Origin of the sequence: Flavobacterium hydrophilum, from assembly GCF_003202405.1 — a bacterium.
GTDB lineage: Bacteria > Bacteroidota > Bacteroidia > Flavobacteriales > Flavobacteriaceae > Flavobacterium > Flavobacterium hydrophilum.
Map to the genome: position 1 here is coordinate 506,498 of NZ_QJHL01000003.1, position 23,604 is coordinate 530,101.

Annotated in this window: 24 protein-coding genes; 18 read left to right on the forward strand and 6 right to left on the reverse strand. The window is 33.8% G+C overall.

What is annotated here, in order from left to right; genetic code table 11:
- Nucleotides 1-95: 95 nt before the first annotated feature.
- Nucleotides 96-572, reverse strand: coding sequence for a GNAT family N-acetyltransferase (locus DMB68_RS15270; RefSeq protein ID WP_110347525.1), 477 nt, complete (start codon nucleotides 570-572; stop codon nucleotides 96-98).
- Nucleotides 573-743: 171 nt separating this feature from the next.
- On the opposite strand from DMB68_RS15270, the gene fbp reads away from it, so the two are divergent.
- Entirely contained in the window at nucleotides 744-1,751 is a 1,008-nt protein-coding gene (fbp, locus tag DMB68_RS15275) for a class 1 fructose-bisphosphatase (RefSeq protein WP_110347526.1), read from the forward strand.
- 93 nt (nucleotides 1,752-1,844) lie between these two features.
- On the opposite strand, the gene DMB68_RS15280 is transcribed toward fbp, so the two are convergent.
- Complete coding sequence (locus DMB68_RS15280; RefSeq protein ID WP_031455251.1) at nucleotides 1,845-2,276, reverse strand: TerB family tellurite resistance protein; 432 nt, start codon at nucleotides 2,274-2,276, stop codon at nucleotides 1,845-1,847.
- 171 nt (nucleotides 2,277-2,447) lie between these two features.
- Here DMB68_RS15280 and DMB68_RS15285 point away from each other — a divergent pair, with 171 nt between their 5' ends.
- From DMB68_RS15285 to DMB68_RS15310, 6 genes are all read left to right on the forward strand, one after another.
- A complete protein-coding gene (locus DMB68_RS15285; protein WP_110347527.1) occupies nucleotides 2,448-3,041 on the forward strand; it encodes a HupE/UreJ family protein in 594 nt (197 codons plus the stop codon).
- Between the two features lie 4 nt (nucleotides 3,042-3,045).
- Nucleotides 3,046-3,477, forward strand: coding sequence for a deoxycytidylate deaminase (locus DMB68_RS15290; protein ID WP_110347528.1), 432 nt, complete (start codon nucleotides 3,046-3,048; stop codon nucleotides 3,475-3,477).
- Nucleotides 3,477-5,054, forward strand: a complete 1,578-nt coding sequence (locus DMB68_RS15295) for a S41 family peptidase (protein WP_110347529.1) — start codon at nucleotides 3,477-3,479, stop codon at nucleotides 5,052-5,054. Before DMB68_RS15290 ends, DMB68_RS15295 begins: the two co-directional genes overlap by 1 nt.
- A gap of 18 nt (nucleotides 5,055-5,072) precedes the next feature.
- On the forward strand, nucleotides 5,073-5,438 hold the full coding sequence (locus tag DMB68_RS15300; RefSeq protein WP_110347530.1) for a nuclear transport factor 2 family protein: 366 nt from the start codon (nucleotides 5,073-5,075) through the stop codon (nucleotides 5,436-5,438).
- 17 nt (nucleotides 5,439-5,455) lie between these two features.
- Nucleotides 5,456-5,767, forward strand: coding sequence for a hypothetical protein (locus tag DMB68_RS15305; RefSeq protein ID WP_110347531.1), 312 nt, complete (start codon nucleotides 5,456-5,458; stop codon nucleotides 5,765-5,767).
- Between the two features lie 105 nt (nucleotides 5,768-5,872).
- Nucleotides 5,873-6,184 carry a hypothetical protein gene (locus DMB68_RS15310; protein ID WP_110347532.1) on the forward strand — a complete coding sequence of 104 codons (312 nt, stop codon included), beginning with the start codon at nucleotides 5,873-5,875 and terminating at the stop codon, nucleotides 6,182-6,184.
- A gap of 2 nt (nucleotides 6,185-6,186) precedes the next feature.
- Here the strand turns inward: DMB68_RS15310 and DMB68_RS15315 are convergent, their stop codons facing one another.
- The 3 genes from DMB68_RS15315 to DMB68_RS15325 all read right to left on the reverse strand — a co-directional run bounded on the left by DMB68_RS15315 (nucleotide 6,187) and on the right by DMB68_RS15325 (nucleotide 7,659).
- Nucleotides 6,187-6,792, reverse strand: coding sequence for an FAD-dependent oxidoreductase (locus DMB68_RS15315; protein ID WP_110347533.1), 606 nt, complete (start codon nucleotides 6,790-6,792; stop codon nucleotides 6,187-6,189).
- Between the two features lies 1 nt (nucleotide 6,793).
- Complete coding sequence (locus tag DMB68_RS15320) at nucleotides 6,794-6,994, reverse strand: hypothetical protein (RefSeq protein ID WP_110347534.1); 201 nt, start codon at nucleotides 6,992-6,994, stop codon at nucleotides 6,794-6,796.
- Nucleotides 6,995-7,080: 86 nt separating this feature from the next.
- Nucleotides 7,081-7,659, reverse strand: a complete 579-nt coding sequence (locus tag DMB68_RS15325) for a MarC family protein (protein WP_110347535.1) — start codon at nucleotides 7,657-7,659, stop codon at nucleotides 7,081-7,083.
- Between the two features lie 319 nt (nucleotides 7,660-7,978).
- Between DMB68_RS15325 and DMB68_RS15330 the strand changes: the two genes are divergently transcribed.
- The 6 genes from DMB68_RS15330 (at nucleotide 7,979) to DMB68_RS15355 (ending at nucleotide 16,104) form a co-directional block, all read left to right on the forward strand.
- Nucleotides 7,979-8,548: a DUF3109 family protein gene (locus tag DMB68_RS15330; RefSeq protein ID WP_110347536.1), complete on the forward strand. Its 570-nt coding sequence runs from the start codon at nucleotides 7,979-7,981 to the stop codon at nucleotides 8,546-8,548.
- Between the two features lie 335 nt (nucleotides 8,549-8,883).
- Nucleotides 8,884-9,861, forward strand: coding sequence for a ribonucleotide-diphosphate reductase subunit beta (locus tag DMB68_RS15335; RefSeq protein ID WP_110347537.1), 978 nt, complete (start codon nucleotides 8,884-8,886; stop codon nucleotides 9,859-9,861).
- Nucleotides 9,862-10,150: 289 nt separating this feature from the next.
- Nucleotides 10,151-12,541 (forward strand): ribonucleoside-diphosphate reductase subunit alpha, encoded by a 2,391-nt coding sequence (locus tag DMB68_RS15340; protein ID WP_110347538.1) that lies wholly within the window; start codon nucleotides 10,151-10,153, stop codon nucleotides 12,539-12,541.
- A gap of 226 nt (nucleotides 12,542-12,767) precedes the next feature.
- Nucleotides 12,768-13,403 (forward strand): NYN domain-containing protein, encoded by a 636-nt coding sequence (locus DMB68_RS15345; protein WP_110347539.1) that lies wholly within the window; start codon nucleotides 12,768-12,770, stop codon nucleotides 13,401-13,403.
- A gap of 124 nt (nucleotides 13,404-13,527) precedes the next feature.
- Nucleotides 13,528-14,928, forward strand: coding sequence for a DUF1800 domain-containing protein (locus DMB68_RS15350; RefSeq protein WP_110347540.1), 1,401 nt, complete (start codon nucleotides 13,528-13,530; stop codon nucleotides 14,926-14,928).
- A gap of 12 nt (nucleotides 14,929-14,940) precedes the next feature.
- Nucleotides 14,941-16,104, forward strand: coding sequence for a DUF1501 domain-containing protein (locus DMB68_RS15355; protein ID WP_110347541.1), 1,164 nt, complete (start codon nucleotides 14,941-14,943; stop codon nucleotides 16,102-16,104).
- A 3-nt stretch (nucleotides 16,105-16,107) separates the two neighbouring features.
- Here DMB68_RS15355 and DMB68_RS15360 read toward each other — a convergent pair whose 3' ends face one another.
- Nucleotides 16,108-16,968, reverse strand: coding sequence for a helix-turn-helix domain-containing protein (locus tag DMB68_RS15360; RefSeq protein WP_110347542.1), 861 nt, complete (start codon nucleotides 16,966-16,968; stop codon nucleotides 16,108-16,110).
- 156 nt (nucleotides 16,969-17,124) lie between these two features.
- Here DMB68_RS15360 and DMB68_RS15365 point away from each other — a divergent pair, with 156 nt between their 5' ends.
- The 5 genes from DMB68_RS15365 to DMB68_RS15385 all read left to right on the forward strand — a co-directional run bounded on the left by DMB68_RS15365 (nucleotide 17,125) and on the right by DMB68_RS15385 (nucleotide 23,416).
- Nucleotides 17,125-19,344, forward strand: a complete 2,220-nt coding sequence (locus tag DMB68_RS15365) for a TonB-dependent receptor plug domain-containing protein (RefSeq protein WP_110347543.1) — start codon at nucleotides 17,125-17,127, stop codon at nucleotides 19,342-19,344.
- A 22-nt stretch (nucleotides 19,345-19,366) separates the two neighbouring features.
- Nucleotides 19,367-20,590 (forward strand): hypothetical protein, encoded by a 1,224-nt coding sequence (locus DMB68_RS15370; RefSeq protein ID WP_124019441.1) that lies wholly within the window; start codon nucleotides 19,367-19,369, stop codon nucleotides 20,588-20,590.
- 6 nt (nucleotides 20,591-20,596) lie between these two features.
- A complete protein-coding gene (locus tag DMB68_RS15375) occupies nucleotides 20,597-20,995 on the forward strand; it encodes a hypothetical protein (RefSeq protein WP_110347545.1) in 399 nt (132 codons plus the stop codon).
- A gap of 359 nt (nucleotides 20,996-21,354) precedes the next feature.
- A complete protein-coding gene (locus tag DMB68_RS15380; protein WP_110347546.1) occupies nucleotides 21,355-22,182 on the forward strand; it encodes a prephenate dehydratase in 828 nt (275 codons plus the stop codon).
- A gap of 88 nt (nucleotides 22,183-22,270) precedes the next feature.
- A complete protein-coding gene (locus DMB68_RS15385; protein WP_110347547.1) occupies nucleotides 22,271-23,416 on the forward strand; it encodes a pyridoxal phosphate-dependent aminotransferase in 1,146 nt (381 codons plus the stop codon).
- Nucleotides 23,417-23,604: the final 188 nt, after the last annotated feature.

Consider the following 23,604-nt stretch of genomic DNA (forward strand, 5'->3'; position numbering starts at 1 on the left):
GTTGAGACGCACTGCAGTGCGTCTCTATCAGTTTTTTAAAATTTTAATGTTTTGACAGGATCATACTCCTTAATTACCTGTCGATTTTTGTTTGATTAATTTATTTTTTCTAAGTACGAATTGATGCCTGCCTCATCCATTTGGACTACTCTCCATTCTTCGATAACTTTTGCGCCTGAGTTTTCGTAGAAATTTACAGCAGGAGTATTCCAGTTAAGAACATTCCATTCGATTCTTCGAACATTATCTTTTTTTCCTTGTTTCATTATTTCAGAATAAAGTGCAGATCCTAAACCGGTTCCACGCATTTTTTCTTTTACAATTAAATCTTCAAGATGAATTGTTTTTCCTTTCCAGGTAGAATAACGATAATAATACAATGCAATTCCAACTATTTCTTTGTCAACCTCTGCAACAAAAACATGAAATAAAGGATTTTCTCCAAAACCATCTCGTACTAAATCTTCTTCGGTTATTAAAACGGCATCTGGCTCTTTTTCGAATATTGCAAGCTCCTGAATCAGTGCTAAAACCGATTTCATGTCTTCAGGTTTTCCTTTTCTAATATCCATAATTCATATTTTTAACCTGTTATTCTCTAATTAAGTATTTTTTTAAATGAAACTTCTTGCATTTCATTAGCAAATATACAATAGTAGCAAACTAACGAAATAATTTTTGAATCATTCTCACAAAAAAAGCGATATTTGTGACTTATAATTAAAAACTACAACGATATAGCAATGGAAGAACGCAATAAAACACTGGGAGAGTTTATTATTGAGAACCAAAAAGCATTTCAGTATTCATCCGGTGAACTTTCCCGGATTATCAACTCTATACGTTTGGCGGCAAAAGTCGTTAACTATAAAGTAAACAAAGCTGGATTAGTGGATATAATTGGCGCAGTAGGCGAACAGAATATCCAGGGAGAAGAACAGCAAAAATTAGATGTCTATGCCAACGAAGTATTTATCCAGACGTTAATAAACCGTGAGATTGTCTGTGGTATCGCTTCAGAAGAAAACGACGAATATATTACTGTCAAGGGGAGCGACAACAGTAATAATAATAAGTACGTGATCTTAATGGATCCTCTTGACGGATCTTCAAATATTGAAGTGAATGTTTCTTTAGGAACTATTTTTTCTGTTTTCAGAAGAATAACACCAATCGGGACTCCGGTTACAAGTGAGGATTTTTTACAGCCGGGAGTCAATCAGGTTGCGGCAGGGTATGTAATTTACGGAACTTCGACCATGTTAGTTTATACAACAGGACATGGTGTAAACGGATTTACTTTGAATCCTGCAATTGGTACATTTTACCTGTCACATCCAAACATGCAATTTCCGAAAGACGGGAACATTTATTCGGTAAATGAGGGAAATTATGTTCACTTTCCGCAAGGGGTTAAAAATTATATAAAATATTGTCAGCGTGAAGAAGAAGACAGACCTTACACCTCAAGATACATTGGAAGTTTAGTTTCTGATTTTCATCGAAATATGATTAAGGGAGGTATTTATCTCTATCCAACAAGTTCGAAAGCACCAAAAGGGAAACTACGTTTGATGTACGAATGCAATCCGATGGCATTCATTGCAGAACAGGCTGGAGGAAAAGCATCAGACGGTTTTGGAAGAATAATGGAAATACAGCCAACAGAACTGCATCAACGAGTTCCGTTTTTCTGCGGAAGCATTAATATGGTTGAAAAGGCAGAGGCGTTTATGGCTGAAACTCTTTAAAATTATCCTCAGCGATAAAAAACAAAACCCGACAAGTTTTAAATTTGTCGGGTTTTATAATTTAATCTCAGCTTTAAACAGAAAAGCAGAATATTATTTGTTCATGTGCTGCATTTCATAAATAAAGGTGTCTCCATCGACTTTTTTGTCTACTAATGACAATGCTTTTGCAATGATATAATTTACATTACTTGGAGTAAATCCTAAGGCAATGCTTATCTTTTTTAATAAAACTTCTTGTTTATCTTCAAGATGATGATCAACATGTACCATTCTTGTTAAATCATATAAACGTTCTAAACGCTGAACATATGAATAAGGTGGATTGATAGGATATTTCAATGGGTCTTCAAGGATTTCTTCATACTCGGACTCTGTTATTTCTAAACGGGAGGCAAGTTTGTCCAAAAAGCTTTTTTCTTCAGGATATACAACTCCGTCTGCTAATGCTACACGAACAATTGCTGAAAAGTGACCTTTGTTTCTTTGTTTGAATTCGCTATCAAATAAATCTGAAAATGACATAATTAAAAGGGTTTTTATTAGGCAAAGATAATTTTTATTTTAAATTATTAATTTTAAAGTTCTCATAAAATTTAACTTATTTTTATCCGTTGTTTTAATAAAGGGCTGTATTTAATTTTTCAAAATAAATCGTAAGTTTACAACCCCAAATGAATTAATATAAGTAGCCTCATGTCAGAATTTTGGATTTATTTTCAGATAGGTTTAAAGCATGTTTTAGATATTCATGCGTATGACCATGTATTGTTTTTAATAGCTTTGACAACACCATATGCTTTTAAGGACTGGAAACGGATTTTGTTGCTTGTTACGGTATTTACAGTTGGTCATACATTAGCATTGTTGCTTTCTGTTTTTGGAATTATAGCAGTAAAAGCAAATCTGGTAGAGTTTTTAATTCCGGTTACTATTTTAATAACGGCATTTTTCAATCTTTTTACAGCAGGGAAAGCATCCAAAAATGAAAGTGTCAATTTAGTTTTTTTTCTGACTCTGTTTTTTGGAATTATTCACGGACTTGGATTCTCAAATTATTTTAAAACTATTTTAGGAGGAACAGCTTCGTCAAAATTAGTACCTTTATTGGAATTTGCACTCGGAATCGAAGCGGCGCAAATAATAGTGGTTTTTGTGGTTTTGGTACTATCATATATAGTGCAGACAGTATTTCGTTTTTCAAAACGCGACTGGGCACTTGTAATGTCGGCTTTTATTATCGGAGTTGTGATTCCGATGATTATAGAGAGCCCAATTTGGAACAGATAAATTAATGGATATAAAAAAATTAAATAAGTACGACAGAGCGTATTTACGAATTGCCAAAGAATGGGGTTCACTGTCGTATTGCAAGCGAAAACAAGTAGGTGCTATAATTGTAAAAGACAGAATGATTATTTCTGACGGATATAATGGAACACCAACCGGATTTGAAAATTGCTGTGAAGATGAAGACGGATTAACGCGTTGGGATGTTTTGCATGCTGAGGCAAATGCGATTTTAAAAGTAGCCAGATCAACACAATCCTGCGAAGGTGCGACTTTATATATTACACTTTCACCATGTAAAGAATGCAGTAAGCTAATACATCAGTCAGGTATTAAAAGAGTAGTCTACCAAAATGGATATCGTGATGATTCCGGAATACAGTTTTTATTAAAAGCAGGTGTTGAGGTAGAGCATATTCCTGTTTTAGGAGAATAATGAAATTCAATTCAAAATATTTGCCAGTAGTTATCGGAGCAACTTTTGCTCTTGGAACTGTTCTCGGGAGCCTGATGAATGCTCCTGTAGAAGATACTCTTTTGGCTAAAAATTACTCAAAAACCAAACTCAATAAACTGATTGATTTTATCAATAATGAGTATGTCGATAGTGTTAATACCGATTCGATTGTAAATTTGACAGTGGATAATATTTTGTCAAAATTAGATCCGCATTCTGTTTATATTCCGCCAAGTGAACAAGCCGAAGTTGCCGAAAGTATGAAAGGTGATTTTGTGGGTGTCGGAATTAATTTTTACATGTATAAAGATTCTGTAGCGATTATTAAACCTGTTGAAAACGGTCCTTCCGCAAAAGCCGGAATTAAATCAGGTGACCGGATTTTATATGCCGGAAAAACGAAATTATATGGAAGAAAACTGCCTTCTGATAGTTTGTTTTCTAAATTAAAAGGAATAAAAGGCTCTGAAATAGAATTAACGGTTTTTAGAAAATCAGAACAAAAGAAATTGAAGTTTAAAATCAAAAGAGATGTTATTCCGCTAAAAAGCGTAGATGCATCTTTGCTACTGGATAATAAAACGGGTTATATCAAAATAAATCGTTTTGCCGAAACGACCTATGATGAGTTTAAGGTCGGGCTTACAAGATTAAAACAAAAAGGAATCCAGTCTTTGGTAATTGATCTTCGTGATAATGGCGGTGGTTATATGGAAGAAGCGGTGGCTATTGCCGATGAGTTTTTGAAAGACAAACAGCTGATTGTTTTTACTAAAAATAAAAATGGCAGTACCGAAAAAACATATGCTACAAAAAGCGGAAGTTTTGAAACGGGAAAAGTAACCGTTTTAATTAATGAAAATAGTGCTTCGGCAAGTGAAATTCTGGCTGGGGCTATTCAGGATAATGACCGCGGAACTATCGTAGGTCGGCGTTCTTTCGGGAAAGGATTGGTACAGCGAGAAATGGATTTTAATGATGGATCGGCAGTTCGGTTAACCGTGGCGAGATATTACACTCCAACTGGAAGATCAATTCAAAAACCGTATGCCAAAGGAAACGAAGAATATTATAAAGAATCTGAAGCGAGAATAAAATCAGGGGAATTATATGCAAAAGACAGTATAAAAGTAGCTGATTCTTTAAAATTTAAAACTCCAAAAGGTAAAATTGTATACGGTGGAGGCGGAATCGTTCCGGATGTTTTTGTGCCAATGGAAGCTGAGCATGGTAATGAAAATGTGGCTTACTTGCTGCAAACAGGAGTTGTAGGTCATTTTGTCTTCGAAGAATTAGATAAAAACAGAAATGTTTTTGCAGGACTTCATTTTAATGAGTTTTTGGCTAAAATGAGAAAATCAGATGCTTATTTTAAAAAATTCAAAAACTACATTTTTATGACGGGTCTGGATCTTAAATTAGACAAAACTAAAGACCTGGTCAATCGTTACATAACTGCTGAATTTGCAAGGCAATTATATGGTGAGTTGTATTATTACGATGTGATTCTGAAAGAAGATGCCATGATTAAAAAGGTTCTGAATCCAAAAAAATAATCATTTAATTTTTTTATAATGAAAACAGAAACTGTTGTAAATGCTGAAATCGAACTTCTGACAGCTATCAAAAAAGCAGATGTTTTGCTATTGGAAAAGATGCTGCATGACGATTTGCTGTTCAATTTACCGGACGGAAATACCATTACCAAAGAATTCGATTTAAATTCATATCGTTCAGGCAAAATGAAAGTCGATTCACTGGAAGCGTCAGATCAAATTATCAATATAATTGATGATACGGCTGTGGTTGCTGTGACCGTTTCTTTAAAAGGAGCATTTGATAATAATCCGATAAGTGGTGCTTTTCGTTATATTAGGGTTTGGAAACAATTTGATGAAAGTTTAAAAGTAATAGCAGGAAGCTGTATCGCTCTACAATAAATAATAAAGAACAAAACATGAAAAATATACTAAAAATAAGCTTTCTATTCGTTTTAATGACTTTTGTAATTTCATGCGCAACTATGAAAGAAAATAATACTGTTTCAGGAAAAGTAGATTCAATAGAAGCCGGAAAAGACGGTTACACTGCTAAGATTACTACTGATGCAAAAGAGGTTTATTTTGCAACCATCAGTATTGTAAATGTAGGGGGACCTCAAAATTACAAACAATTAAAAATAGGCGATAATGTTTCTGTAAAAGGAGAAATCTGGAAAACAGAGGATGAGAAACATATCAAAGTAACAGAAATTGTCTCTGTTAAGTAAACAATTTTTAAGATGAATAAACTAATTTGCATTGATTTTTAATTGATGCATTTTTTTTTGAAATAAAGGAAGAAATGTTAACCGAATAAATCCATAAAGCTTGAAATGAAATTAATTAATTCTTTTTTTAGTCTAAGTACGATTGTAATTGTTGGTTTCATTAGTGTTTTTTGGATTGGAAGCTATGAGCAAAAAATGAAACTGGTTGATGAATTACCTCTCTCGTTCATTTATCGTTTTTTAGAATTGTCAGCAATTGGTGCAATTGGCATAGGGATGCTTCTTCTTTTTAATTATCTTATAGATAAATTAATTTTGAAGGATGTGAATGTTTCTAAGCTTATAAAACTTGGTATTAGAAGTTTTGTGCCTGTAGTTCTGATTGCTTTGCTTGGGACAATATTGTTCTTTTTGTAAATCTAGCGAATGCTATCATGCGCGTGAGTCTGCACACCGTTATTCCATAAAGTAAGAATATCCGTAGCAACGGCAGCGCCACTTCCGGCTGCAATGGCCAATTGGCTTCTCCAGCCTGCTAAAGTACCAATAACATAAATGCCATCAGCTACTTTATGATCGTCATTTTTAAGCTGGATACGTTTTTTTTCCGGTAAAGCTTTTTTGTGAGGCTCTACATATTGCATCAAACCTTCGATGTCAAAAGTATTCGCAGAACCAATTCCGATAATAACGTTTTTTGATTGGTATGAATTTTTGTTTGTGGTAACTGTAAATTCTGGGTAAACGCCCTCAACTTTAATTGCTTTTTCATTTGGAATCTGAGTAATATGAGGATAAGTCGTCGCCAGATCATGAGTGCTTTCTGTAAGCAATTCAGATCCTAATTTGCCAGGTGTTATTCCGTAAGCATTATAGAAAATGGCTTCCTGTAAAGAAGAGTTTTTCTGATGTGTAAAAATTCCGATTTTTTTATCGGTAACAAAAGCTTTGTTTTTGGCAGATCCTAAAACGAGTGCACAGGATATTCCCGAAACGCCTCCGCCTAAAATTAAAACGTCAAACATATTATCTCCCGTTTGTTTTTTCTTCTATTTTTTTTGAGATTCTAAAAATCAAAAGAATTAAAACGGCACAGAATGAAGCAGCGATTCCAATAAGAGCTACAGCACTGTCTCCTTCAAACGGATTTTGAAAGTCAAGCTGAGTGATATTAAAAACAATTAAAGCTAATGCCAAAACCACTAAGATGGAAGTAAAGATTTTCATAGGATATTTGTTTGTCTAAAATAATAAAGCAGAGCTTTTTGAGCTGTATTTTAGAATTTTATGGAGCAAATTTAAAAAAATATCCTTTAGACGAACAAACCTTTAACATTAGCTGCAAATAATTTAACAGCTATTGCTAAGAGAATTACCCCAAATGTCTTTCTAACTACTCCAAGCCCGTTTTCTCCCAGTAGATTTTCAATTTTTTTGGATGATTTTAAAACAATATATACAAGAATAATATTTAATAAAATGGCAATGATAATATTAATAGTATGAAATTGAGATCGTAACGAAAGTAAAGTAGTCATTGTCCCTGCCCCGGCGATTAACGGAAAAGCTAACGGAACGATTGATGCAGATCCTGGTTCTTCGTCACGGTAAATTCTAATTCCTAAAATCATTTCTAAAGCCAGAAAGAATAATACAAACGAACCAGCAACAGCAAATGAATGAACGTCAATGCCAATAAGGTTCAGCAAGCCTTCTCCAACAAAAAGGAAAACAATCATAATTGTTCCTGCAACAAGTGAAGCTTTTTCGGAATCAATATGTCCTACCTTTGCCCTTAAATTTACAATGATTGGGATAGAGCCTACAATATCAATAACTGCAAACAGCACCATGCTTACTGTAATGATTTCTTTTAAACTGATTTCTAGCATATCACTTTGATTTTAAGGGATTAAAAACTGTTGCAAAAGTAAATAATAAAGTTAGGTGTTTTTTCTCCAGAAAGTATTTTTGTTATAAAAACATGTTTTTGTCCTTAAATAAAAATAATTTGTAACAATTGCTGTGTTTTGCCACAGAGTTTCGCAAAGTTTTTTTACAAAGCTTAACTAAGTAATATTTTAAACAGCATTTATAAAAAAGAAATCTTAGTAAAACTTTGTGGTTGCCTTTGTGAGTCTTTGCGAAATATGTTTTTATCCATATTCTTTGACTATCTTTGCACTTTATAAATTTCAGTATTTTATTATCATGTTTCAGTTAGGTAAAACCATTATTTCGGAGGATATTCTTGAAAAAGAATTTGTATGCAACTTGTCGGCTTGTAAAGGGGCGTGCTGTGTTGATGGAGATGCCGGTGCACCTTTAAGTGAAGCAGAAACCAAAATACTGGAAGATATATATCCTAAAGTAAAGCCTTTTTTACGTAAAGAAGGAATTGAAGCTATCGAAGCACAGGGAACCTGGGTAAAAGGAACTGACGGTGATCTTGAAACCCCGCTAATTGATAATAAAGATTGTGCTTACGTAATTTTTGATGGTAAAACCGCTCTTTGCGGAATCGAACAAGCCTACAATCAGGGAATCGTTGACTGGAAAAAACCTGTTTCCTGTCATTTGTATCCAATCCGTGTGAAAGATTTTACCGAGTTTGCTGCAGTTAATTATGATAAATGGGATATTTGTGACGAAGCCTGTTCTCTGGGAAAAGAATTAGAAGTTCCGGTTTATAAATTTGTAAAAGAAGCACTTATTCGTCGTTTTGGAGAAGACTGGTATATTGAACTTGAAAAGGTAGCTGAAGAATACAAAAAAGTGTAAAATCAGCACCCTTATTTAAGGTATTATTTTGATGTTTTTTAACTCAAAAAATAAAATTTTTAACCCAAAAAAAACTTTTTAAAACAATCTTAAATTGCTTGCTTTTTATTTTAAAAAGTCTATATTCTACGGGGCTTTAGGGGATAATTGAGTTATTTAAGTATTTCATTTACAGTAAATTAAATATTGTCTGAAAAAAGTTTCAATTTTTACCCTTTGTTAAAAACTACGCTCGATTGTGAATAAGTTTGACTTTTATTTTTGGCGATAAATGACAATCTTTGTAATCGTTCTGAATAAGGGGAAATTCATTATAAAAATTAAACAAAAATACAATGTCACAAGTTGAACCAATTTTACAAGAAAATAAGAATCGTTTTGTTATTTTTCCAATTAAACATCATGATATTTGGGAATGGTATAAGAAAATGGAAGCTAGCTTCTGGACTGCCGAAGAAATCGATTTGCATCAGGACTTGACAGATTGGAACAATAAACTAAGTGACGACGAACGATATTTCATCAAACACATTTTAGCATTCTTTGCTGCTTCTGACGGAATCGTAAATGAAAACCTTGCCGAAAATTTTGTAAACGAGGTACAATATGCGGAAGCTAAATTTTTCTATGGTTTCCAAATTATGATGGAGAATATTCATAGTGAAACATATTCTTTACTAATTGATACTTACGTAAAAGATGAAGCTGAAAAAGCAGAATTATTTAATGCTTTAGAAGTTTTTCCTGCGATTGGTAAAAAAGCAGAATGGGCTTTGAAATGGATTGAATCTGATTCCTTTGCTGAAAGACTAATCGCTTTCGCAGCAGTTGAAGGTATTTTCTTCTCAGGTGCTTTCTGTTCAATTTACTGGTTGAAAAAACGTGGATTAATGCCGGGATTGACTTTTTCTAATGAGTTAATTTCCCGCGACGAAGGCGTACATTGTGATTTTGCGGTTCACTTGCATAATCATCATCTAATAAACAAAGTTCCGAAAGAAAGAATTAAAGAAATTATTGTTGATGCCTTAAATATTGAAAGAGAATTTGTAACAGAGTCTCTTCCGGTAAGTTTGATTGGAATGAATGCTGCATTAATGACACAATATTTAGAATTTGTTGCCGACAGATTATTAGTTGAATTAGGTTGCGAACGTGTATATGGATCAGCGAATCCGTTTGATTTCATGGACATGATTTCTCTTCAGGGAAAAACCAATTTCTTTGAGAAACGTGTTGCCGAATATCAAAAATCAGGTGTGATGAACACAGATAGTGATGCTCAAAAAATATCGTTTGACGCAGATTTTTAGAACAAACTGCATTTTAGTGGCCACCACGACCACTAAAAGACAATAAAATTAAGAAACGAAAGTTTCTAATACTAGACAATTTTTAAGATTGGATCTGATTCCCAAATCGAAGATCCGGTTGCATTTTTTACGATTTTTTGATCTATATTTTAGATTGAAGAACGGATTGCTATGAGGATTTTACAATTCTCAGAAAAAAATAAATAATTTAAAAACACGCAATGTTTATGTACCGGAATTTGTTTCCGGTGCCTTTCATTTTTTCAATAACTATAAAAAAAGTAAGCTTATGTATGTAGTAAAAAGAGATGGCCATAAAGAGCCTGTAATGTTTGATAAGATTACAGAAAGAATCAAAAAATTGTGTTACGGGCTTAATGAGCTTGTAGATCCTGTTAAGGTAGCCATGAGAGTTATCGAAGGATTGTATGACGGAGTTTCTACATCTGAATTAGATAATCTTGCGGCAGAAACAGCAGCTTCTATGACTATTGCACATCCTGATTATGCGCAATTGGCAGCTCGTGTGGCAATCTCCAATCTGCATTCAAATACCAAAAAATCGTTCTCAGAAACGATGAAGGATATGTACAACTATGTTAATCCAAGAAATGGTCAGGACGCACCGTTACTTTCGGATGAGGTGTTTAAAGTAATTCAGGAAAACTCAGCTTTCTTAGATTCGCATATCATTTATACAAGAGATTTTAATTACGATTACTTTGGTTTCAAAACGTTAGAGCGTTCTTACCTTCTTAAAATAAACGGAAAAATTGTTGAGCGTCCACAGCATATGCTAATGCGTGTTGCAGTTGGGATTCACTTAGACGATTTAAAATCGGTTATTGAAACTTATGATTTGATGTCTAAAAAGTTCTTCACGCATGCAACGCCAACGTTGTTTAATGCAGGAACTCCAAAACCGCAAATGTCTTCTTGTTTCCTATTGGCAATGCAGGATGATAGTATTGATGGTATTTATGATACTTTAAAACAAACGGCTAAAATCTCGCAATCAGCCGGAGGAATTGGTCTTTCTATTCATAACGTTCGTGCAACAGGATCTTACATTCGTGGTACAAACGGAACTTCAAACGGAATCGTACCAATGTTGAGAGTATTCAACGATACGGCTCGTTACGTAGATCAGGGTGGTGGAAAACGTAAAGGAAGTTTTGCGATTTACATTGAAACCTGGCATGCCGATATCTTTGATTTCTTAGACTTAAAGAAGAACACCGGAAAAGAAGAAATGCGTGCAAGAGATTTATTCTTCGCTATGTGGACATCTGATTTATTCATGAAACGTGTTCAGGAAGATGGGGCCTGGACGTTAATGTGTCCAAACGAGTGTCCGGGATTGTATGATGTTTACGGAGACGAATTCGAAGCCTTATATTTGGATTACGAATTTAGAGGAAAAGGTAGAAAAACCATTCGTGCACGTGAATTATGGGAGAAAATCCTGGAATCACAAATCGAAACGGGAACGCCTTATATGTTGTACAAAGATGCAGCAAACCGTAAATCGAACCACAAGAATTTAGGGACAATTCGTTCTTCAAACTTGTGTACTGAGATTATGGAGTATACATCAAAAGATGAAATTGCAGTTTGTAATTTGGCTTCTATTTCGTTACCAATGTTCATCGAAAACGGAAAATTCGATCACGAGGCACTTTATAATGTTACAAAACGTGTTACCCGTAACCTGAACAAAGTAATCGACAGAAACTACTATCCGGTAAAAGAAGCAGAAAACTCTAACTTACGCCACCGTCCGGTTGGATTGGGAGTGCAAGGTTTAGCAGATGCTTTTATCATGCTTCGTATGCCGTTTACAAGTGATGAAGCTAAAAAACTGAATCAGGAAATTTTCGAAACTCTATACTTCGCAGCCGTAACCGCTTCTATGGAAATGGCGAAAGAAGAAGGACCATATTCTACATTTGAAGGATCTCCAATGTCTAAAGGAGAATTCCAGTACAACATGTGGGGAATGAAAGATGAAGAATTATCTGGTCGTTGGGACTGGGCATCTTTAAGAAAAGAAGTGGTAGAGCACGGAGTTCGTAACTCATTATTGGTTGCGCCAATGCCAACTGCTTCAACTTCTCAGATTCTGGGTAACAACGAAGCTTTTGAACCGTATACATCAAACATTTACACACGTCGTGTATTGTCAGGAGAATTCATTGTAGTAAACAAGCATTTATTGCATGATTTGGTAGAAAGAGGTTTATGGAATGAGACTTTGAAGCAGGAAATCATGCGTCATAACGGATCAGTTCAGAATATTGATGTGATTCCGCAAGACCTGAAAGAATTGTATAAAACTGTTTGGGAAATGTCGATGAAAGACATTATCGATATGTCTCGTCAAAGAGGATATTTCATTGACCAATCGCAATCATTGAACTTGTTCATGCAGGATGCCAACTATTCTAAACTAACGTCAATGCACTTCTACGCTTGGCAGTCAGGTTTAAAAACAGGAATGTATTACCTGAGAACAAAATCAGCAGTTGATGCGATTAAATTCACATTAAACAACGATAAAAAAGAAGAAACACCAGCTTTAGTTGCAGAAACTGAAGAAATCAATATTGAGGAATACAAAGCGATGTTGTTAAAAGCACAAGCTGCAGGTCCTGAAGATTGTGAGATGTGTGGGTCGTAAAGGAGATTTGTTTTAAAATAAATAACCTTACCATTTAGAAATTGTCTAATAGGTAAGGTTATTATTTTTTATTTTTATTAAATATTCTTATTTGTTTTCCTGTAAAGAAGAAGATAAATAAGAAAATAACTTATGTTTTTTAAATAAGAAACGCCTCAAAAGAGGCGTCGGACTAAAGATGCTATCTTTAGTGTTGTTTATGTGGTGCAAATATAATGAATAAATTATGAGCGAAACAAATGTTTTGGTAAAAAAAGAAAGAGTAATTGTTTATGTCGACGGTTTTAATTTATATTTTGGCATGCTAGATGCTGGATTTGATTATTGTAAATGGCTTAACTTAAGACTTTTGGTTGAGAATTTATTACAATCAAATCAAGTGTTAGTAGAAGTTAAATACTTTACAAGTAGAGTTAGTAATAATCCAGATAAACAAAAGAGACAAACTACTTATATAGAAGCTTTGGAAAGTGTAGGAGTTAATATATATTATGGTAATTATCAATCTGATACAGTTGAGTGTAGAAGGTGTAATAATGTTTGGCCAACATATAATGAAAAGATGACTGATGTAAATATTGCAACACAAATTTTAATTGATGCTTATCAAGATAAATATGATATGGCAATGTTAATTTCTGGAGATAGTGATTTGGTTCCTCCGATGAGGGCTGTCCATGAAATATTTAAAAACAAAAGGGTTTTTGCTGCTTTTCCACCGAAACGGCATAATCAATCGGTAGCTTTAATAGCTAAAGGATCATTGACTATTGGTCGTAAAAAACTTGTGGATAGTCAATTTGGATTAGAAGTACATAAGAAAGATGGATATGTCTTAAAAAAACCAAAAGATTGGGAATAAAATTTCTTATAAGTAGAAAAGATTTTAGAACAAGTATTTAATCTTAATGGCTAAGAACCTCAAAATTACTCAAATTAAACCTTTCCAATAAACATAAGTCTTATTCTTAAATAATTCTTAATTTATGAAAAAAAGCAATCTTTGGTCGTTACGATTAGGCTTCTCAGGAAAGGAAGCTGCTAAAATTGAAAAAATAGGATTAGAAAAATTTCTAAAGAAATCTTATGATTCAAAATTTGATACTCAACTTCCTGCTTTTTTACAAGACAGTCCCAAAACAATTGCTGAATACAAAGAATTGCGTCAATCCGCAAAAAATCTCGATCCCGAAGAGAAAAATAAAATTCAGAGAAAAGAAACCCTAACTACAGCTGAATTAAAAAAATGGTGGGTTGCCAAAATGCAAACCGATGAATTTCCGTTACGCGAAAAAATGGTTTGTTTCTGGCACAATCATTTTGTATCCACTTCGCAAAAAGTAAAAATCAATTACTGGATTTACCAGCACAATATGATTTTACGTGAAAATGCTTTTGGGAATTTCAAGGAACTTACCAAAAAAATGGTGAAATCGAATGCTATGGTCAAATACCTTGATAATGTCGATAATAAAAAAGGCAAAATTAACGAAAACTTAAGCCGCGAACTACTGGAACTATTCACGATCGGAATCGGAAATTATACTGAAGAAGATATCAAAAACGGTGCAAGAGCTCTGGCAGGATTAAATTATGGTGATGAGGGTGGGATTTACAGGAAAAATTTAGAAGATAACAGCAACAAAACCTATTTTGGAAGAACGGGAAATTGGAAATCTGATGATTTGGTTGATATTATTTTCGAACAAAAAAGCATTCCGTATTTAATTACACGAAAAATTCTGAAATGGTTTCTTTACGACAATCCTTCAGAAGAATCTGTAAAATATTATGGTGATTATTTCAAAAAAGTAAATTTTGAAATCGCGCCATTGCTTACCAAAATCTTTACAGAAGAATATGCAAAGGATATTTTGGGCAATAAAATCAAGGATCCTTTGATTTATATTTCACAGCTTATTGACGAATTACAACTGAAAGATTATGACGAAGCAATGATTGTCGCTTTTCTAAAGCAACAAGGAATGGATTTGTATAATCAGCTCAATGTAAAAGGCTGGGATGGCGGAAATTCATGGCTGACTTCACAGGTATATCTGCAGCGAAACAATACTTCAGATTTGCTTTGCAGTGGACGGAGTCTTTCAAAAAAAATAATCAATAATATGATGAATGAAGACAATCCGAAACAGAAAAGAGAATTAGAGAAAAGGGAGGTCAAAATACAATATGATTCTGAAGGAAACAATAAAACGATTATTACGGAATTGTCCAACAGGCTATTATTTAAAGTAAATGATTCGACGCAAAAAGACATGGAAAATTTACTGAAATATGATTTTGATCCTAAAAATCCTAATGCCAATTATGCAGTTGTTCGTTTGTTTAATTATATCACTAAGCTGCCGGAATATCAGTTGATTTAAAAATCTATCATTATGAACAGAAGAAATTTTCTAACCTTAACGGGGACGTTTACTGGAGGAATGCTGGTACTACCAAGTTTTTTACATGCTTTTGGTGCGCAGGATAATTTGATTATTGGCGAACAATGTCTGGTTTTTATTCAGCTTAATGGAGGAAACGACGGCTTGAATACTTTTATTCCGTACGATGATCCTTTGTATTATGATTTCAGAACTAAAATTGCCCTAAATAAAGATGCAGTTGTAGGTAAAAATAAAGGGATGGCTTTTCATCCCGCATTAAAGGATTTTGCCCAGATGCAGCAAAACGGAGATTTAACGGTAATCCAAAATGTGGGTTATCCGGAACCGGTTCGCTCTCATTTTCGCAGTCAGGAAATTTGGCAAACGGCTGCAGATTCGAATAAATATATTAACGAAGGCTGGTTAGGACGTTACTTGGATCTGCAATGTCACGATCATCAGCCAACGGCAGGAATCAATCTCGATTCGATAGATAATCTGGCATTAAAAGGATTGGAACCGAATACAATAACAGTAAAAGATCCGGATCGTTTTAAAGTAAAATCAAATAAGGAAAATGAAAAACTATCCGATAATCCGCAATTGGATTTTGTCCGAAAAATAGCTAATTCGGTTGTTGAAGGATCGGATGATATTCAGAATGCGCTGAAACAATCCAAAACCGAAATCAGTTATCCTAAAACGGGATTGTCCAAAAACCTGGAATGGATTGCCAGATTGGTAAAAGGAAACCTGAATTCAAAAGTGTATTATACATCCCTTGGAGGATTCGATACGCACGACAATCAGCTTTCTATCCACGAAAGAAAATTGACAGAATTAAATGATGCGTTATTTAGTTTTTATAATGATCTGAAACAGGCACAATTGCTTCAAAATGTTACTGTTGTTGTGTTTTCTGAATTTGGAAGACGTGTTAAAGACAACGGAAGCGGAACCGATCACGGAACTGCAGCGCCAATGTTTGTAATTGGAGGAAGTAATAAAGGAACAATTCTGGGCAATAATCCAAATTTAGCCGATTTGGATAACGGCGATTTAAAACACCAAATTGATTTTAGATCGGTATATGCTTCTTTGTTACAGCAAAAAATGGGTTTTGATTATTCAAAAATCGGAATTAAGAATAATCCGGTTTCGGGATTGTTTTAATAACTATTTCAATTTGCTAGGGACATACCCAAAATATTTTTTGAATGCCACTGTAAAATGCTGTGGGTTTTTATATCCAACTTCATAAGCCACTTCAGAAATATTCATCTTTTTTTGGGATAGTATTTCCTTTGCCTTTTCCATTCTAATACGCGTCAGGTAATGAAATATAGGTTCCCCGTAAACTTGTTTGAAATTCCTGTTAAGTTTATAGCGGTTCATACCAATTTTAAGAGCCAGCTCTTCAACGGTAATTGAGTTTTGAATGTTTTTTCGGAGTGTTGTTTCCACTCTGTTTATTTGTTCCTGTTCTATTCCGCTAAGAAGTATCAGCGAATTTATTTCTTTCCGATCTTTCATTTTAGAAAACATGTAAAGTAATATTTGGATTATTTCATATTCCCAATAAACTAAATCAGTCTCTTTTTCTTGCGAATTTTTAATTACGTTATCCAGGATGGTTTTCAAAACTTTGGGAATTTTTTCTCCCTTTTCCCACATTTTAAAAGATGTCTTTTCTTTTAAGGCGATACCAAACGAACCACTTATTTTATAAAAATCATTTTTGAAAATTTTTCGTATAAATTCTTCGCTGCATTCAATTTCTACGGACTTTCTTTTACCCGAATGCCAATTTAAAACACCATTCACTACAGGTAAATAAAAGAAATTGTACTGACCATTTTCAATAGTTATTGCTATATCAGTGCTGTTATTTGGCACAAAATTAATCTTTCCTTCAATTTCAAAATGCAATTTGATAAAAGGCGAATCCTGTTTTATATCGAATACAAGTGGAGAATTGATATCGAAATCATTTATTATGATGATAGCCCCATCCAAATAAACTCTTTTGTTTAGCATATTAATAGTATGAGTGAAAAACTAATTTAAATAAAATTGTTTTTGATAGTTTGTATTTGCCCAAATGCGTATGTAATAATGCGTTTTGCGTTAGTTTTTATCGATTCGGAAAATATAATTTCGCATCATCATCTTATTTAAACTAAATAAAAACAAATGTATGTAAAAATGCAGTCTTCTGCTTTTATAAAATTTAATTTTTTGGCACTGAATTTTAAAACAAAATGGAGTCTAAACATTTTTACAATTGTCTTCTCGGTTCAATTCTTGTCTGCACAGTATAATTCTCAAAATGATACAATCAAAAGTAATGTACTTAAAGAGGTTGAAATTAGCACAGGCACTAAAGCCAAAACTAAAGAAGCCATAAAAATTGATATTTTGGATGTTAAAAGTTTGCGAAATACTTCTACGACATTAGGTGGTGCAATTAACAGAATGTCTGGAATAAGAATCCGGGAAACCGGTGGTTTGGGCTCGTCAAACAGTATTATTATTAATGGATTTACAGGTCGTGCGGTGAAATATTTCAAAGATGATATTCCTTTGGATTACCTGGGAGAATCATTTAATGTTTTGACTTTGCCTACCACAATGCTGAATCGGGTTGAAGTTTATAAAGGAGTTCTTCCCACTAATTTAGGAGCCGATGCTTTAGGAGGAGGTGTAAATTTCGTAACACAAAGAAATAAAAAAAAACACTTAGAATTGAGTTATGAATATGGCTCTTTCAATACACAACGACTTACTTTTAATTCTTATTCAATAAGTAAAAATGAAAAATATTTTGCCGGAATTGATGGTTTTATAAATCATTCAGATAATGATTATAAGGTTGATGCAAAAGTGGTAGATCCTGAGACCAGTACTTTATCTGAGAAAAATGTAAGACGTTTTCACGATAAGTTTACAAATGGTTATGTCGAAATTCACGGAGGAATCAGAAAGTTTTTATTCGCCGATGAATTGAAAATAGGAATTACTCTGACCAGATCAAAAAAAGACCAGCAACACGGGGTTTTAATGACCAATCCTTTTGGTGAAATTTATATAAAAGAATCAGTAATTGCACCAACGCTTCATTATAGAAAAGCATTTCTTGAGAACAAATTGGTTTTTACAAATTTCAATACTTATTCTTTAATAAACAGTAAAGTGGTTGATACTTGTGGCTGTGCCTATGATTGGTACGGAAACAAGACCATAGTTATAGCAAGAGAAGGTGAAGCCGATGCTGACGGTTCATTAGCCAATATCAATTTTAAGAATTTCATCAACAGGACTTTTTTAAATTATACAATCAATACAACAAATTCGGTTTCGTTTAATCTTGTTTATTCGGATCAGGTTCGTAAAGGATCAGATCCGTATGGTCCGGTTTATTATTTTTCAGGCAGGGATATTTTATCTGTTCCGGCAACTTACAAAAAAGTGGTTATTGCATTAGGTTGGGAAAGTAAATATTTTAAAGAGAGACTGACCAATAATTTTATTCTCAAAAACTACAATTTTGAAACCAGCGGAACTGATGGTGGCCGATCCAGTTATAATGAAGAAGCAGTTAAAAATAAAGGAACAAATTTTGGTTTTGCAGAAGCTTTAAAATACAAAATCAATGAGAAATCATTCCTCAGAGTAGGAGTAGAAAACGCTTACCGATTACCGGAACAAGGCGAAATCTACGGAGACGGGCAGTTTTTATTATCCAACTTTAATTTGAAACCCGAAAAAAGTTTGAATGCCAATATTGGATATCGTTATGACGCCACAAACAAACATTATTTTGAAACCAATATTTTTTATCGTAGAACCGAAAATTTAATTATTCTGGTTCCTGTTTTTATGCCGTTTTCTCAATACAATAATGTAAATAAAGTCCGGGGATATGGAGTTGAACTTGATGGAGGTTATCATTTTACCAATTGGCTGAATATTATATCAAATCTTACCTACCAAAATCTGCGATTGTTTGGAATTACAGATCCGGCAGAAATTTTCCTGAACGAAGCCCGACTTAGAAACACACCTTTTCTATTTGGAAACATCTCATTGAATTTCAATAAAAATGAGGTTTTTAAGCAAGATGATACTTTCAAGGCCTATTATAATTATTCCTATACACATAATTATTATTTAGCCAATGTTCCAAAATCGTCCGAACCTTCAAATATTTTTGAGAAACCAAAAATGGATACCGATTTGGTTATCCCTTCGCAAAATTTACATTCAGCAGGAGTTGTCTATTCCTTAAATAAAGAAAAAATAAACTTTGGCCTTGAGGTCAGAAATATATTCGACGAAAAACTATTTGACAATTTTAAGGTGCAAAAAGCAGGAAGAAGCTTTTATCTTAAAATCAGATATTTATTTAATTAAATCCATTATTAAAAAACAAATTATGTATCAAAATTTAAAAAAAGCATTAGTTGTGTTAGGTTTTACAGCTACTTTATTTATGACATCCTGTTCCAGTGATAAAAATGATTCTGAAGCATCAGGAACTGAAAATTATGTTATTATGTCCGGTGAATCTACCAATCCGTTTTCTGGATATATTACTTCTTTTGGAAATACTTTACCGTCTGGACAGTTTTCCAATATTAAAACATCTTCCAAACAAATATTAGGAAGTTTAGGTATGAGAACTATAGGAAAATATTTCTACAAAATGGCTAATTTCCAATATGAGGCTGGGGTTCAGAAATTTAGTGTTACGGCTACCGGAGAAATTAAAGATGAAGGTTTTATTGCTTGCGGAAAAGCAGTTTTGGGTTCCGCTCAATATACTGTTGTTAACGAAACCACAGGCTTCTACTTTGACGGAGACAGAGGAACATTAAAAATCCAGAAGTTTAATCCTTCAACAATGCAAAGAACCGGCGAGATTGATTTGTCTGCAACATTAGCCAATAATGCTGTCGAATATATATCTGTTGGACAGAACTGTTTGATGGTGAAAGAAGGAAAACTGTTTGCAAACATTCATTATGGAAAATCAGCTTCAAAAGGGTTTTTGGATGCAGTTGATGATAAAATTCGTTTTGCAGTAATTGATATTGCCACAGGAACTTTAGACAAAGTAACTACTTTCACAACCGGAAGTCCACAACAAGTATGCTGGTTTACCGATAATTCGATGTGGGACCTGGGTGATGACGGTGCTTTGTATTTCTGTACTTTAGGAAAAGTAGCTGGTGGAGCCTCTAAAATTTTGCGTTTCAAAGCAGGTGCAACTGATATTGATACCACGTGGAAATTAGAAATGGACGATTATAAACTGAATGGTTGTTTTGTAAATGTAATTGCAAAAGGCGAAAAAATCTACACCAGGATTCCAACAGAAAGTTTGAAATCTGATTTTTCTAATCTGTATGGCGATATTTGGAGTCCAACAATTATTGATATTAATACCAAAGCAGCGACCACTATTTCCGGGATTCCGGTTTGTGAGTTTAAAGGTAATGAAGAGGCCATGGTAGAAGTAGATGGTAAAATCCATTTTCTAATTTCAAATACCAGTTTAGGAACTAATGGAGTCTATAAAGTAGAAGGAACAACAGGAACACAATTATTCAACCTGACTCAGGGCGGAAGAATCGTTGGTTTTGGAAAATCTAAATAATAAATTATGAACACAATAACTAAGATATCTTTTTGCTGGTTGCTAATTGTAGTAGCATTGGCTTATCACGTACAGTATGAAATGTCCGGACTGTTCTTTGGAAAAGACATAAAATCTCCTGAGGCTACTGGTGAAATACCTTATGGTCTGCATTATTTCAATATAGCAGTAACTATAATTCCGTTATTTTTTGCTTTGTTGACAGCATTTGTAAATGATAAAAGCTTTGTAGTTGCTTCACTCGTTTATGCTATTTTGTTTTTATTGCTAAATGTGTTTCACGTCATAACAACAGCAATGGAAGATATTTCTAATTTGACACAAATGACTTTACTTACTTTTGTTACGGTTGCGAATGTGCTTTTAGTGCTATCAATTAATAAATGGAGGAAAGAAGTACTTTAAAGACAGAAGTTATTTTATTGCTTTTGTTTTAAAACTTTTCAAAACCAATTGTATAAATCTCATTTCAAGCCTGATTTATTAAAATATCATACAAAACTGCTTTAATTTGTTAAGAAATCCTTTTTTGTTTCATAAAATGCAATATTTTTTTTGGTGCGTTTAAAATAATTTATACATTCGCACAGAATTTAAAAAAATAACACAAACAAAATGGCAACTAACCGTTTTTATTTTAGCAACAACTTTTATTTCTTCTTTAGTAGAAGTTAGGATTGTGCTATGGTTATTTGAAACAAAATTAAAAGACAAATAAAACTAATATACAATCCTGATGAAAATCAGGATTTTTTTTTGACTATATGACAACTAAAATTGCAATACAAGGTATCAAAGGTTCTTTTCATCATCAGGTAGTGAAAGAGTATTTTACTGAAAATGTTGAAATTGACGAATGTTTATCTTTTGAAGAATTAGTAGACAGCCTTATTGCCGGAAAATCAGATCAGGCGGTTATGGCAATCGAAAATTCTATTGCAGGGCCTATTATTCCTAATTATGCTTTGATAGACAAGAATAATTTACACATTATAGGAGAACATTATTTAAGCATTCACCAAAATTTAATGGCTTTAAGAGGTCAGACAATTGAAGACATAAAAGAAGTTCATTCGCACCCAATGGCATTATTGCAATGTATGGATTTCCTGAAAACGTATCCAAACATCAAATTGGTTGAAGATAAAGATACAGCCGAAACAGCAAGAAGAATTCAGGAAAAACAATTAACCGGAATTGCGGCAATAGGAAGTAAGGTAGCTTCAGAAATGTATGATCTTGAAATTATTGCTCCGGAGATTCAGACGATCAAAAACAATATGACCCGTTTTGTAATCATTAAAAAACAAAATTCATTTTTACCTGAAAGCGAAATCAACAGAGCTTCAATCAAATTTGAACTGGATCATAAAAGAGGAAGTTTGGCGGCAGTTTTAAATGTAATGAGCGACTGCAAGCTTAATTTAACAAAAATTCAGTCTCTTCCAAAAATTGAAACACCATGGAAATATTCGTTTTTCGTAGATGTAACATTTGAGAAATACGAAGATTATGCAAAAGCAAAAGCATTATTGAATATAATGGCAGAATATTTTAAAGTGTTGGGGGAATATAGAAATACGAAACCTTAATTAAGTGATTAGTACTTAGTCCTTAGTTTAAAAAATTAAAAAGAGCATAAAGCTTATGGCTTAAAGCCTAAAGCAAAAAATAAGAATCATGATTACAACAGCAAAACGATTAGATACAGTTGAAGAATACTACTTCTCCTCAAAATTGAGAGAAGTAAGACAGCTGATGTCTGAAGGAAAACCGATTATCAGTATGGGAATTGGAAGCCCTGATTTGAGTCCGTCAAAAGCAGTAATTGAAGCAGTCGCTGCAGCAATTCAGGATGAAAACGGGCATGGTTATCAAAGCTATCAGGGATTACCGGAAATGAGACAGGCGATGGCGGATTTTTATAAAGATCAGTTTGGTGTTGCAATGAATCCGGACAATGAGATTTTACCATTGATGGGTTCGAAAGAAGGAATTATGCATATTTCGCTTGCATTTTTAAACGAAGGCGATCACGTTTTGATTCCGAATCCGGGTTATCCAACTTATACTTCGGTAACCAATTTGGTTCAGGCAGTTCCGGTTTATTATGATTTGAAAGAGGAAAATGCCTGGGAACCGGATTTTGAAGCTTTAGAAAAATTAGATCTTTCGAAAGTAAAAATTATGTGGCTTGGATATCCGCATATGCCAACAGGAGCGAGAGGAAGTTTAGCGTTATTTGAAAAATTGGTTGCTTTTGCTAAAAGACACAATATATTATTGATCAACGACAATCCGTACAGTTTTGTTTTGAATGATAATCCTATGAGTTTATTGCAGGTTAAGGGCGCAAAAGAGGTGGCTTTAGAATTGAATTCACTTAGTAAAACGTTCAACATGGCGGGCTGGAGAGTCGGAATGGTTTTGGGAAATCCTGAAATTATTGATGCAGTTTTAAAAGTAAAAAGCAACATGGACAGCGGAATGTTCTACGGAATTCAGAAAGGAGCGATTGCAGCTTTAAAATGTGATAAATCGTGGTTTGAAGATAATAATAAAATTTACAGACGCCGAAGAGAATTAACGGAAAAACTGGCTGAGAAACTAGGTTGTAAAGTATATAAAGAAGGAGTTGGATTATTCGTCTGGGCAAAACTTCCGGAAGGAATAGCATCAGCAGAGAAGTTCATTGACGAAATATTATATGAGAAGCATATTTTCATTACACCGGGAACCATTTTCGGTAGCAATGGTGAAGGATATATCAGGTTCTCATTGTGTGTGAAAGAAGAGAAAATACAGGAGGCGATTGATCGATTTTAGTATTTTAAGATTATAGAACCAAGAGCCAAGACTTTTTAACTATTGTCAGGCTGAGCGAAGTCGAAGCCCAAGTTCCAATTGGAGTGCCCTTCGACTTCGCTCAGGGTGACAGAAGAAATAAAAGGTCTTGAAGAAACGAGAAGCCCTAGCCCTGATAGAAGCGGCATCCTTTTGTGACGGTGTTCGAC

Excerpts from the sequence above, each read along its gene's own strand:
- fbp (WP_110347526.1), top strand. The coding sequence starts at position 744 with ATGGAAGAACGCAATAAAACACTGGGAGAGTTTATTATTGAGAACCAA.
- DMB68_RS15325 (WP_110347535.1), bottom strand. The coding sequence starts at position 7,659 with ATGCTAGAAATCAGTTTAAAAGAAATCATTACAGTAAGCATGGTGCTG.
- DMB68_RS15310 (WP_110347532.1), top strand. The coding sequence starts at position 5,873 with ATGAAATTAATTAATTCTTTTTTTAGTCTAAGTACGATTGTAATTGTT.
- DMB68_RS15285 (WP_110347527.1), top strand. The coding sequence starts at position 2,448 with ATGTCAGAATTTTGGATTTATTTTCAGATAGGTTTAAAGCATGTTTTA.
- DMB68_RS15290 (WP_110347528.1), top strand. The coding sequence starts at position 3,046 with ATGGATATAAAAAAATTAAATAAGTACGACAGAGCGTATTTACGAATT.
- DMB68_RS15295 (WP_110347529.1), top strand. The coding sequence starts at position 3,477 with ATGAAATTCAATTCAAAATATTTGCCAGTAGTTATCGGAGCAACTTTT.
- DMB68_RS15300 (WP_110347530.1), top strand. The coding sequence starts at position 5,073 with ATGAAAACAGAAACTGTTGTAAATGCTGAAATCGAACTTCTGACAGCT.
- DMB68_RS15335 (WP_110347537.1), top strand. The coding sequence starts at position 8,884 with ATGTCACAAGTTGAACCAATTTTACAAGAAAATAAGAATCGTTTTGTT.
- DMB68_RS15355 (WP_110347541.1), top strand. The coding sequence starts at position 14,941 with ATGAACAGAAGAAATTTTCTAACCTTAACGGGGACGTTTACTGGAGGA.
- DMB68_RS15320 (WP_110347534.1), bottom strand. The coding sequence starts at position 6,994 with ATGAAAATCTTTACTTCCATCTTAGTGGTTTTGGCATTAGCTTTAATT.
- DMB68_RS15315 (WP_110347533.1), bottom strand. The coding sequence starts at position 6,792 with ATGTTTGACGTTTTAATTTTAGGCGGAGGCGTTTCGGGAATATCCTGT.
- DMB68_RS15385 (WP_110347547.1), top strand. The coding sequence starts at position 22,271 with ATGATTACAACAGCAAAACGATTAGATACAGTTGAAGAATACTACTTC.
- DMB68_RS15345 (WP_110347539.1), top strand. The coding sequence starts at position 12,768 with ATGAGCGAAACAAATGTTTTGGTAAAAAAAGAAAGAGTAATTGTTTAT.
- DMB68_RS15380 (WP_110347546.1), top strand. The coding sequence starts at position 21,355 with ATGACAACTAAAATTGCAATACAAGGTATCAAAGGTTCTTTTCATCAT.
- DMB68_RS15305 (WP_110347531.1), top strand. The coding sequence starts at position 5,456 with ATGAAAAATATACTAAAAATAAGCTTTCTATTCGTTTTAATGACTTTT.
- DMB68_RS15360 (WP_110347542.1), bottom strand. The coding sequence starts at position 16,968 with ATGCTAAACAAAAGAGTTTATTTGGATGGGGCTATCATCATAATAAAT.
- DMB68_RS15365 (WP_110347543.1), top strand. The coding sequence starts at position 17,125 with ATGTATGTAAAAATGCAGTCTTCTGCTTTTATAAAATTTAATTTTTTG.
- DMB68_RS15340 (WP_110347538.1), top strand. The coding sequence starts at position 10,151 with ATGTATGTAGTAAAAAGAGATGGCCATAAAGAGCCTGTAATGTTTGAT.
- DMB68_RS15370 (WP_124019441.1), top strand. The coding sequence starts at position 19,367 with ATGTATCAAAATTTAAAAAAAGCATTAGTTGTGTTAGGTTTTACAGCT.
- DMB68_RS15280 (WP_031455251.1), bottom strand. The coding sequence starts at position 2,276 with ATGTCATTTTCAGATTTATTTGATAGCGAATTCAAACAAAGAAACAAA.
- DMB68_RS15330 (WP_110347536.1), top strand. The coding sequence starts at position 7,979 with ATGTTTCAGTTAGGTAAAACCATTATTTCGGAGGATATTCTTGAAAAA.
- DMB68_RS15375 (WP_110347545.1), top strand. The coding sequence starts at position 20,597 with ATGAACACAATAACTAAGATATCTTTTTGCTGGTTGCTAATTGTAGTA.
- DMB68_RS15270 (WP_110347525.1), bottom strand. The coding sequence starts at position 572 with ATGGATATTAGAAAAGGAAAACCTGAAGACATGAAATCGGTTTTAGCA.
- DMB68_RS15350 (WP_110347540.1), top strand. The coding sequence starts at position 13,528 with ATGAAAAAAAGCAATCTTTGGTCGTTACGATTAGGCTTCTCAGGAAAG.